The 10,300-nt window shown below is 67.4% G+C and carries 10 protein-coding genes; 4 read left to right on the plus strand and 6 right to left on the minus strand.

All coding sequences use genetic code 11. From position 1 onward, the window contains the following. Positions 1-159: 159 nt before the first annotated feature. The gene (locus HNV26_RS07630) at positions 160-2,625 is read left to right on the plus strand and encodes a WD40 repeat domain-containing protein (protein WP_171439797.1); all 2,466 of its coding nucleotides are present in this window, start codon (positions 160-162) and stop codon (positions 2,623-2,625) included. Positions 2,626-2,694: 69 nt separating this feature from the next. Here HNV26_RS07630 and HNV26_RS07635 read toward each other — a convergent pair whose 3' ends face one another. From HNV26_RS07635 to HNV26_RS07645, 3 genes are all read right to left on the minus strand, one after another. Then, the gene (locus HNV26_RS07635; RefSeq protein WP_171439798.1) at positions 2,695-3,015 is read right to left on the minus strand and encodes a hypothetical protein; all 321 of its coding nucleotides are present in this window, start codon (positions 3,013-3,015) and stop codon (positions 2,695-2,697) included. A 38-nt stretch (positions 3,016-3,053) separates the two neighbouring features. After that, positions 3,054-3,368 carry a hypothetical protein gene (locus tag HNV26_RS07640; RefSeq protein WP_171439799.1) on the minus strand — a complete coding sequence of 105 codons (315 nt, stop codon included), beginning with the start codon at positions 3,366-3,368 and terminating at the stop codon, positions 3,054-3,056. Positions 3,369-4,007: 639 nt separating this feature from the next. Further along, positions 4,008-4,364, minus strand: coding sequence for a DUF1801 domain-containing protein (locus tag HNV26_RS07645; protein WP_253816330.1), 357 nt, complete (start codon positions 4,362-4,364; stop codon positions 4,008-4,010). A gap of 199 nt (positions 4,365-4,563) precedes the next feature. Here HNV26_RS07645 and HNV26_RS07650 point away from each other — a divergent pair, with 199 nt between their 5' ends. Next, positions 4,564-5,592, plus strand: coding sequence for a helix-hairpin-helix domain-containing protein (locus tag HNV26_RS07650; RefSeq protein ID WP_253816331.1), 1,029 nt, complete (start codon positions 4,564-4,566; stop codon positions 5,590-5,592). Positions 5,593-5,670: 78 nt separating this feature from the next. Here HNV26_RS07650 and HNV26_RS07655 read toward each other — a convergent pair whose 3' ends face one another. After that, on the minus strand, positions 5,671-6,804 hold the full coding sequence (locus tag HNV26_RS07655; RefSeq protein ID WP_171439802.1) for a trypsin-like serine protease: 1,134 nt from the start codon (positions 6,802-6,804) through the stop codon (positions 5,671-5,673). A gap of 963 nt (positions 6,805-7,767) precedes the next feature. On the opposite strand from HNV26_RS07655, the gene HNV26_RS07660 reads away from it, so the two are divergent. After that, entirely contained in the window at positions 7,768-8,493 is a 726-nt protein-coding gene (locus HNV26_RS07660) for a DUF2652 domain-containing protein (protein WP_171439803.1), read from the plus strand. 48 nt (positions 8,494-8,541) lie between these two features. On the opposite strand, the gene HNV26_RS07665 is transcribed toward HNV26_RS07660, so the two are convergent. Further along, entirely contained in the window at positions 8,542-9,075 is a 534-nt protein-coding gene (locus tag HNV26_RS07665; protein ID WP_171439804.1) for a DinB family protein, read from the minus strand. Between the two features lie 77 nt (positions 9,076-9,152). Between HNV26_RS07665 and HNV26_RS07670 the strand changes: the two genes are divergently transcribed. After that, positions 9,153-9,686, plus strand: a complete 534-nt coding sequence (locus tag HNV26_RS07670) for an O-acetyl-ADP-ribose deacetylase (protein WP_171439805.1) — start codon at positions 9,153-9,155, stop codon at positions 9,684-9,686. Here the strand turns inward: HNV26_RS07670 and HNV26_RS07675 are convergent. Further along, the coding region (locus tag HNV26_RS07675; RefSeq protein WP_171452781.1) for a lysoplasmalogenase at positions 9,656-10,300 on the minus strand (645 nt) is incomplete at its 5' end. The genes HNV26_RS07670 and HNV26_RS07675 overlap by 31 nt on opposite strands.

Consider the following 10,300-nt stretch of genomic DNA (forward strand, 5'->3'; position numbering starts at 1 on the left):
GCCTCCTCCATCAGCGCCTCAAGGACAACGCCGGCCGGGCCAGACACGAGAAGCTGGGCTTCTACGACGGGTGGGGCGCCGTCGCGAAGCAACTCGCCAGGCGTGCCGAACGCGGCGCCTGACACGGTGTAGGGTCAACCCAAACGACCCGAGACGCGAATGCCCCACACCTCTCCATCCCTCGAATCGCTGACCGAACTCTCCACCCTCGAGGGGCTCCTGGCGGAGCGTGGCATGGATGCGCTCCTGGCCATCTTCGACGAGGTGCTCGCCGGGACGCCCTCGGACACACGCATCCTCAAGAGCGAAAGCCTGTCAGTCGGCCTCAGGACCTTGCAGGTGCTCCGGCGCGCGCTCGCGCTCGACGCGGCGTTTCTCCGGGCGCACCCCGAGACGCTCTTCCAATGCCTCTACAACCGCCTGCGCTGGTTCGACGCCCCGGACACGGCAGCGCACTTCGCGCCCACGGACTCGGGGCCCTGGAGCCACGCGGAAGCGCACCTGTGGAAGCTCGCGGAGCGCTGGCGGGGGCAGTGGACCGCGCGGGAGGGCGCGTCCTGGGTCGAATCCCTGCGGCCCCTGCCCGAGGCGCTGGAAGGCAATGACCAGGTCCTGCGGCACGGCGCCCAGGTGCTGTGCGCGGCCTTCAGTCCTTCGGGCGACCGGCTCGCCACGGGCTCCTGGGAGGACGGGCCGAACGTCCGCATCTGGGACATGGCCACCGGGACGCTCATCCGCCAACTGGCGGGGCACGAGGGCGAGGTGCGCAGTGTCGCTTGGAGCCCGGACGGGACGCGGCTGGCGTCCGGCTCACGCGACCACGACGCGCGTATCTGGGACGTCGAGACGGGCGCGCTCCTCCACGCCATGACACGCCAGGAGGGCCAGGTGACGTCGGTGGCCTTCAGCCCGGACGGCCGCTGGCTCGCCGCGGCGAACCTCGGGTGGCGGGTGCGGCTGTTCGACGTGGCCTCGGGCCGGGAGGCGCGCACGCTCGAAGGGCACGAGCAGTCCGTGTTGACGGTCGCCTTCCATCCCTCCGGCCGGTGGCTGGCTTCAGGCGCGTCGGACGACACGGTGCGCATCTGGGACCTGGAGACGGGCGCGCAGACCGCTCGCATCCACAGCACCACCTCCGTCTCATCCGTGGCCTTCAGCCCGGATGGTGATTGGCTCGTGCTGACCTCCATGGACGGCCTCATCCGAGTGGAGACGGCAGGCTGGACGCGCGTGCCCGGAGCGCTGGGCCAGGGCCCCTATTCCCAGGTCGCCTGGCTCGAAGGCGCACGGCTGGGCGCCCTCGCCTTCAACCGGCTGGAGCTGCTCGACGCGAGGAACGGAGAGGTGCTCCGGGTGCATCCCTACCCCTCCGACGGCCGTGAGCGCGGCGCCGCCTTCCTTCCGTCCGGCAAGCGCTTCGCGCTGACCGCGGCGAATGGGCGCACGCATGTCCGCGACCTGGATGCGGACCCCAGCCCTACCCTGCTGGCCGAGCAGGACCGCGTCATGGACCTGTGGGGACATTCCGAAGGGGCATGGGGCATTACACGCCTGCACTCGGAGACGCGCGTCATCGATTCACGGGGACAGGCCACGGCGCTGCCTCCCGGCTCTCCGGCGGCCTACGCGCAGACCTGGCAGGTCAGCCCCGACGGCGCATGGCTGGCCCAACCCGAGCTGTCCTCACAAGAGCGGCGCTACCGGCTGGGCATCCTGCTGCTCGACGCGCGGAGCCTCGCCCCCGTGCGCACCCTCCTGGCGCCGCCTGCCGAACAGGCCGCTAAGGCCCAGACGCTCCTCGTCAACAAACTTCCGATGGCCTTCTCTCCCGACGGGAAGCTCCTGGCGGCCGCCATCGAAGAGGGCGCGGTCCACCTCTGGCGTGTGGCGGACGGCGCCCTGCTGCACAGGCTACGCGGACCTGGAGGTCCCATCACCTGGGTGGACTTCACGCCGGATGGCACCTGTGTCGTGTCGGGACATGCGGCCAGCGAGCGCGTGTACGTCCACGAGGTCCGGGGCGGCAAGGTCATCGTCAACACCGAAGCGGTGGTCGAACCCACCCCCGCCTATGCGGCGGCGGCCAGCGCGCCCGTCATCGCCCTGGGCCGAGCGTCGGGAGAGCTCGCGCTCATCACGCTCCCCACCGGCGCCCAGCAGGTCCTGACGGTGAACCAGGAGCCCATCATCGCCCTGGGACTCTCCGCAGACGGCACGCGCGTGGCGGCCTGCAGCATGGATGAATGCGTGCGGGTCTTCGATGTGCGGACCGGCACACGCCTGCATGAGCTTCCCCACCCGTCCCTGCCCTTCTCCGTCGCGATGAGCGGCGAGGTGCTCGTCACGCTGGCCGAGGACATGCACACGCGCGTCTTCGACCTCGCCACGGGCGAACTGCGCACGGAGCTCGCAGGAAGCGTCACCACGGAAGACTTCGTGTCCCGGCGCTACTGGGAGACGCTGGGTGAAGGCCCCGTCACCTTCCACCTGAAACGAGACACCACGCCCCGGGCCTGCTTCCAGGATGCAATGGAAGAGACGCTCATCCTGAAGGACGGGCTCGTCCTGGGACGGGGCCGCACCGAGCGGGACTTCCTGTACGTCCTGAAACTCCACATGCCCTGAGCATCCGGAACCCGCGGAAGCCTCTCTCCCCTCTCTGCTGGAACGGAGAGAGGCCCCGCGACCTACGCGCTAGCAGTCCTTCCAATCCGCACCCGCGTAGCCCAGCCCCCGCCTCGCGCACTGGTACTTTCCGTGATTGCGGCAGTTGCCATACACGACATTGGGATAGGGACCTCTCCAGACGTTATCGGAGCACCGGATGAAGCAGCAGGCCTTGAGGGCGCTGACCGCTCCATCCTCGGCGCTGGGGTCCTCCTGCTCCAGGTACTGCTCTGGAATGGCGATGGACTCCTGCGGCTCCTGCGACTCCTCGGGCGGCGGACCACCACAGCCCATGACCAACAGCGCCCCCATCCACAGCGGCAACGTGCTCTTCATTTGATTTCTCATGGCTTCAGCCCTCATGTGTCATTGCACACCGCCAATGGCTAGCAGCTCCGCCAGGCGTGCCCTTGATAGGTGAGCTTCTTCTGCGGGCAGTAATACCTGCCGTACTTCGCGCACAGGTCGTACTTGATGGAGGGAAACGGGCCGTACCAGGTCCCGCTGCATTTGACGTTGCAACAGATGGCGGCGCTCTCGACTTCGCCCTCACCGAGATACTCAGCGGGAATCCCTGGCGGGGAGGACTCCTCCTCGACCGGTTCGCCCGGCCGCGTTGCCTCTCCATCGGCGGGTCCGCATCCCACCAGCAGCACCACGCCGGCAATCCACGCCAACCAACGTCCATGGCCATTCTTCATGGAATCCTCCCAGGCTCAATCCAGACAAAAAGGCCGCGAGCCACCGGCCTCCTGTTCATTGGACCGAATCGAGGTTCCAGACGTTCCCGCGCCGCCCCCGCGCCATTCCAAACCAGACAAGACAGACAAGCTCCGTACAGAAGCGCCCAGTCCGCTGCGACTTCCCGACTGGAGCATGAAATGACATCCCCCCTCTCAGAGCCTCAATCTCTGACGCGGCGGCATTCCGGATTCCCTCCACCCAAGAATGCGAGATGGCGCGAACGAGGGGCAAGGGGCGCACCTTCACCCCAGGCATCATTTGGGTGAACAGGTCCACCGACCCGCGGCGATGCTTGCTCGAGCGCCCGTGGCCGCTCCACGTGCTCGGGCTGGCGGGGGTGGTGCTCGCGGTGCTGGGTCGTTCGGCGAGGGCGTCCACAACAACCCCCACGCCGCCCCAGGCTCCGCGCGCATGAGCCAGGAGGCGCACGAGCTGGACCTGGGGTGGTGGGGCATCCGAGGGCTTCGCCGGCTGGGGCTCATCCGTGACGTACGTACTTGAGCGAAGCGCCGGGCGACCTCACGCGTAGCACACCGCCGCACTTCGCCCGGTCCCTCCCAGCGACTGGCACGCCACATCCCCCCATACCAGAGCGTTCACTGCGAGGTCGCTTCCATCCACTGGACCACGACCTGGCACAGCGCCTTCTTCTTCGCCTTCACCTCCGCCAGGTCGCGAAGCGTCACGACGGCGCGGTCCGGGGCGGCCCATTGCAGCAGCCCGCTGGTGTCCTCGAAGGAGAAGCCTTGCGTCGCCTTCACCTTCGCGCCCCGGTGGAAGATGAGCTGAACGCAGTCCTTGGGCTTCAGCTTGAATGTCACCCGGTCATCGCCCTTGAAGCAGAAGCTTGGCGCGTTCCACTTGATGCGCTCGGCGATGCCTGGATGGGCGGCCAGGATGGCGGTGCGCAGGCTTTCGACTTCGTCCTTCCGGGAATGTTCGAGCTCCTGCATGAATCGTTCGACTTCTTCGGACCGGTTCGACACGCGCGTCGCCTCTCTCCAGCACCATGACATTTCGAGCGGACTGGTGGACGCGGCATAACCCGGCCCATGAGTGAAGTCAGCAGCCAGCAATCCCAGGATGCCGGGCGAGTCAGGGGTCTGGTGTATGGAGCCTCCTCCCCCGTCGTACCCCCAGGAGGAATCCTCGATGCGTCGTCTTGTCCCAGCCCTTCTCTCCGCGAGCCTGATGGTCGGATGTGGTCCCACCGGCTCCGAATCCGAGCCGTCTTCTCCATCCACGGAGCACCAGGGCGCGCCGCTCACCACCACGGACGTGGACGTGGCCCCCGAGTGTCAGGGCCTGCTCGCCTTCGTCAACACGGCGTCTCTGTCCACGCTGGACGCCTACCTCCCCAGTGACGTCGCCCAGAACCTCGTCGGCTACCGCGCGACGACGCCCTTCTCCACGTTGGCGCAGGTGTCCGGGGTCCGGGGTGTCGGTCCAGTGCGCCTGACGCAAATCGAGGGTGGCGCCCGCGCGCTGGGCTACATCACCAGCACCTGCGCCGGCATCCTGGACGAGCTCGCGCTCTCCACCGATGACGCCGCGGCCCTGGTCAACCTGGTGAACACCATCGACAGCAGCGCGTTGTACGCCGTCCTGCCGTACGCGTGGAACGGCGCGACCCACCTCCTCAACCTGCGGCCCTTCGCGTCAGCGCAGGCCATCTCCGAGGTGACTGGCATCGGCGCGGTCAGCCTGCGCAACCTCCGCAACGCGGCCACGCAGGGCTACGCCTTGACGGCGCTCATCGCCGTCATCAACGCGCAGGAGGAGAGCCTGTGGACGTCCCGGCTGAGCCAGGACTTCGACATCCAGGACGTGATTGACGGCGCCCACGGCAATGGCGAGTTCCAGAGCGCGCAGTGCTTCGGCATCGACCCCAGCCTCTTCCCCGCGGGTCAGGACTGGACTGTCCGCCCCGAGCTGGCCACGGGCACCGAGGTCTACAACGAGATTGAGAGCACGGTCGGCTACGCGGACCGCAACGAGCCGCTGCCGGACACGCTCATGACCGACGGTCTGGCGGAGCTGCAGGCGCGCACCGCAGGGCGCACCTTCAAGGGCTGCTTCATCAGCTACGGGAAGGGCCCGTGGGGCGGCATCCAGGTCAAGTTCTACGTCGACACGGTGACCGGAGACCGCATCCTGTCGGAGCAGCATTGGTCGGAGTGAGCCCGCCTTGAAGCACCCCAGGCCCGTCCATGGGGCCTGGGGGTTTCAACGGGACGTCACCAACGAGCCTGCGCGTGATTACGGAATCGTGGCCGTCACGGACACGCCCGAGTAGGACGAATAGCCGCGCACGGACACGTACCAGGTGCCAGCCTGGGGGTTGGAGAAGGAGCAGGTCTCCTCGTTGCCGGCCAAATAGGGCCGGCAGTTGTAGGCGCTGGTGGTGGGCTGCGAGCCGCTGCGCACATAAAGGTCCGCGTCACCCGAGCCCCCCGACTGCGTCACCTTGAGCGACGTCGTGCCGCTGGGAATCGTGATGGCGAAGTGCTTCCAGGTGCTGGACGCGCCGGACAGGTTCGTCTGGGCAAGCAGCGTGGTGCCGGGCGGCGGGGCCGTCCCGCTGAGCTTGGCGTCGATCCAGCTCTCGAAGTGCGACACACGCGCGTACATGCCCGGGTAGCGCGCGTCGGCGCAGCCGTAGCCCCAGCTCACGACGCCCGCGAGCTTGCGGGTGCCATTGTGATTGACGGTGAGCGGACCACCGCTGTCGCCCTGGCACGAGTCCTTGCCCGGCGCCTTGGCGCCAATCTGATCCGGGCCAATGTACTCATTGGGGTAGCTCTGCTGCGCTTCCGTGTTCGAAATCAGGTTGACGTCCACCGTGCGCAGGGTGGCGGACCCCGAACCACCGGAGGAGGTCGCGCCCCAGCCCGTCACGCGCGCGACCACGGTCGGGTCGGTGGCGCCGCTCGCGGCATCCGCCGCCGAGACGCGAGGAATGGCCGCGACGGTGGTGCCATTGAGGTCCAGCGACGTGGCCAGACGGAGCAGGGCAACGTCGTTGCCGGAAGCGCCGTAATCTTCATGAATGATGGTCTGCGCCACGTTGCGCGTCTGGCCCGTGCTCGTGTTCGTGCTCGAGGTGGAGCCCGCCACGATGCTGCTGACGGCGTAGCCATCCACACAGTGCGCCGCGGTCAGAATCCAGTCCTTGTTGAGGATGGAGCCACCGCACCAGTGGCCGCCGTACCGCAGGGACACCTGCCACGGATTCTCATTGATGGTCGTGGTGGTGCCACCGACGATGTCCTGCTCGATGGTCGCTGGCGCCACCGACTCCGCCTGCTCCTCGACCATCTCCGGACCGCAACCGACCAGCAACGACATCACGCCAACAGTCGACCACCGCCGCATGACCTTCACTGTCATCATGGAGACCTCGGGTATCTGGGGAAGGCGCAGAACGGACAAATCAGATAAACCGCCCAACGCTTTAAAAACAGTAACACATGACCTCCCGCACCTACCAGCCCCACCCCGGCTGAAGCGCTGCCGCACTCGGAGGCGCGCACGCCTTGCGACATGCCTGTTTCATTACATCTCCGTCACACTTTGGAACGGGACGAAGCGTTGATGACTTGTCATTGGAGTCGCGGGCCGAAGTGACGGCGACGACATGAAGCAGCCCGGCGGTGTGATGCGACACACTACCGGGTCCGTCACGCCCCTGCCCCTGGGCGGCTCTCCTGCCGCGTGTTGCGGCTCGCGGTGGCCGCGGCCAAGATGACGCGTGGCAGCGTGGGCGGAGGCAGCTTGGCGAGGCTGTCCTTCCTTGCAGACTTGGCCGGACTGGTGCGCGGAGAAGCCGAAGTCGAAGGCCTCGTGGACACCGGGCCATGAAGTGCGCGCTCGGGCGCCCTCCAGCACAGCGCTCCCGTGGGAGCCTTCGTATAGGGAATGCCCCTGAAGACAGAGAGCTTCCCCTCGACCAGGCCCTGCACCTTGCCTTACTTCGTGGGCACCTCAGGCGTCTTGATGACGCTCATCGGCCGACGCCCTCTGGTTGTGCGATTGCACGCGCGACAAGCAAATGCACACACGCTCAGACTCCTAAGGAGAATCCCTCATGCTCCGTTCGGCATAGATGAGCGAGCGTGAGATGGAATTGAATGACGATTCCTGGCACCACACCCCTTCCAGCAACCCGCTTTGCTGAGAGCGTTCACTGGGAACACGACACCCGCCCCATCTTGGAGCCGGGCGGGGCGTGGGCTCGGGCCATGCCTGCGCTCGAACCGTAAGCCGCGCCAGCGTCCACGCCAGCCGCTCCGGATGGACGGGCTTCAGCATCTTGTCCGCGTCAGCTTCCGGACCCTGTGTTAGGGTGGCCGCCGCATGGCGATCGAGAAGGCGCTTCTGCTCATCGCGGATATCGGCGGGTACACCCGCTTCATGAGTCACCACCGCTTCAGCCTCGCGCACGCGCAGGAGACGGTGGCGCAGTTGCTCGAGGCCGTCATTGATGCCTCGGGCCCGCTCAAGCTCGCCAAGCTCGAAGGAGACGCGGCGTTCTTCTACGCCGTGGGCGACGATTTTCCCGCCTTCGCGCGGAAGGTCGCGGACATCCGCGGCGCCTTTGTGTCACGGCGAGAGCAGTTCATCACCGACCGCATGTGCCGGTGCGACGGCTGCATGCAGGTCAGCGCCCTGACGCTCAAGTTCGTGGCCCACGCCGGTGAGGTCGCCTTCCAGCGCGTCAAGCACCTCACCGAGTTGGCGGGCGTGGACGTCATCCTGGTGCACCGGATGCTGAAGAACGACGTCCCCGTCACGGAGTACGTCCTGATGACCGACGCCGTGCACCAGGGGCTCGCGCCGGAGCTCCGCCAGCTCACCCAGGAGCTGGAGCACGACTTCGAGGGCATGGGGCGCACGGCGACGCACTACCTGGACCTGAACGCGTTCGTCCTCGCGGCGCCCGAGCCCGTGCGCCCGAGCCTGCCGCGCAAGCTCTGGGCCAAGCTGAAGCTGGAGCTGAACTCGATGAAGTACGTGCTGGGCTTCAAGCAACCCTGCGAGGGCTTCCGCAACGTCGAGGTCGTGGACGCCCAGAAGCCGTAACGGGCGCCCGCGATTCAGGGGGGGCGCCTCCGCGCACCGTGCGACGCGTTACCCTGGCGGCCGGGGCGCCACGGCCAGGACGAAGCGCGCGTAGCCAATCTCCGCCGCGTTCTTCATCAACTCCAGGTTGACCCAGGCCACGATGTCCCCGAAGGGCTTGCCTTGCAGCGGCCAGCGCGTGCGCTCCGCGGAGCGGAGGTCCTCGTCGCTGAGCTGCTCGATGGCGGCGCGCCACTCCGTGTACCGCCGCGAAATCAAGTCGCGCATGGCGTCCGCGGTACCTGGCCACTCCACCTGCTCCCGCGTCAGGGTGGCATCCCCGAACGAGTGGTTGTGAACCATGGACCACCAGAACCCCAGGTGCCATGTGAGCCAGGCCACGCTCGCCGGCCCCAGGTCGTAACCTTCATGCTCGGGCCACTCGACATGCCACTTTCCATCCGGGCCCTGCTGCACGTGCAGGCCCACGGACGCGGGACGGCGCAGGCAGTCCTCCGTGGTCAATCCATCCAGGTGATAGAGGGTGAGTGCCCAGGCGATGTCGAGTTGTCCCAGGAGCGTGTCTCGGAGTGGATTGGACATGGGCACAGGATAGGCCGACTTCCCGCTGACCCGACACGGAACGTGCGCCAGGAGTTGGACCAGGAAGAGGGGATGACATGAGCGATGAGCGATTGGTGCTGATGCGGGGAGACATCACCCAGGTCCAAGCGGATGCGATTGTGAACGCAGCCAACTCCACACTGTTGGGAGGCGGAGGCGTCGACGGGGCCATCCACCGAGCGGCGGGGCGCGGCCTCCTGGCCGAATGCCGGACCCTGGGGCGTTGCCCTCCGGGAGAAGCTCGCATCACCGGAGGCCATGCCCTTCCCGCCAGGCATGTCATCCATGCCGTGGGGCCCGTGTGGCAAGGAGGAAGCAGCGGCGAGGAGACCGTGCTCGCGCGCTGCTACCGGCGGGCCTTCTCCCTGATGGAACAGCACGGCCTTGGCACCATCGCCTTCCCGTCCATCTCCACGGGCGCCTATGGGTACCCCATCGAGCGGGCGGCGCGAATCGCCTTGCGCGAGATTCAGGCCGCGCTGCAACGCATGCCGACCCTCCAGCGCGTCACCGTGGTGCTGTTCAGCGACAGGGACCTCAAGGTGTACCAACGCGCACGTCAGGCGCTGGAGCCCACCCCTTCGGCCTGAAGGGTTCGCGACGCGTCAGACGGGCGGAGCTCGCGCGCGGAGACAGCGATGCACCACTGCGCGGCCCAGTAACACAGCATGATGGCGTAGCCAGAGCCCGGCAGCGGGCGTACGAAGAGCTTGAGCGCCAGCAGTCCGTCACTGACGGCGAACAGCAGCGCCCCCGCGAGCGCGAACCCCTGCGCGCGACGCGCAAGCCCCGGGCTCCCAAGCATGGCCCACGCACGCCATGTCATCACACAGATGACGGCGACGTAGGCCGTCACCGGGAGCGCCATCTCGCCCAGGTGAGGCCAGAGAAAGGCGCTGGCCCCTACCGCCAGGAACACGAAGGGCAGCGCCCTGCCCCACCGCGGCTGGCGCGACACCGTGACGTACGCGGCGACGTAGCTCACGTGCGCCAGCAGGAAGGCCCCCAGCCCCGGGAGGAACAGCCCTGGCCCCACGTCCAGCAGCACATCTCCGAGCAGAGACAACGCCAAACCGGCGAATATCCACCGCCCATAGCGTCCGAGCGGCGGCCACTGCCACAGGAGCAAACAGAGCATGGGCAGCGCCTTCGCTGCCACCCGGACGTCCACACGGACCACGTCCAGCGCGAGGAGGTACCCCAC

Source organism: Myxococcus xanthus (assembly GCF_013116825.1).
Taxonomy (GTDB): Bacteria; Myxococcota; Myxococcia; order Myxococcales; family Myxococcaceae; genus Myxococcus; species Myxococcus xanthus_B.

Excerpts from the sequence above, each read along its gene's own strand:
- HNV26_RS07640 (WP_171439799.1), bottom strand. The coding sequence starts at position 3,368 with ATGAAGAATGGCCATGGACGTTGGTTGGCGTGGATTGCCGGCGTGGTG.
- HNV26_RS07635 (WP_171439798.1), bottom strand. The coding sequence starts at position 3,015 with ATGAGAAATCAAATGAAGAGCACGTTGCCGCTGTGGATGGGGGCGCTG.
- HNV26_RS07650 (WP_253816331.1), top strand. The coding sequence starts at position 4,564 with ATGCGTCGTCTTGTCCCAGCCCTTCTCTCCGCGAGCCTGATGGTCGGA.
- HNV26_RS07645 (WP_253816330.1), bottom strand. The coding sequence starts at position 4,364 with ATGCAGGAGCTCGAACATTCCCGGAAGGACGAAGTCGAAAGCCTGCGC.
- HNV26_RS07655 (WP_171439802.1), bottom strand. The coding sequence starts at position 6,804 with ATGATGACAGTGAAGGTCATGCGGCGGTGGTCGACTGTTGGCGTGATG.
- HNV26_RS07630 (WP_171439797.1), top strand. The coding sequence starts at position 160 with ATGCCCCACACCTCTCCATCCCTCGAATCGCTGACCGAACTCTCCACC.
- HNV26_RS07665 (WP_171439804.1), bottom strand. The coding sequence starts at position 9,075 with ATGTCCAATCCACTCCGAGACACGCTCCTGGGACAACTCGACATCGCC.
- HNV26_RS07670 (WP_171439805.1), top strand. The coding sequence starts at position 9,153 with ATGAGCGATGAGCGATTGGTGCTGATGCGGGGAGACATCACCCAGGTC.
- HNV26_RS07660 (WP_171439803.1), top strand. The coding sequence starts at position 7,768 with ATGGCGATCGAGAAGGCGCTTCTGCTCATCGCGGATATCGGCGGGTAC.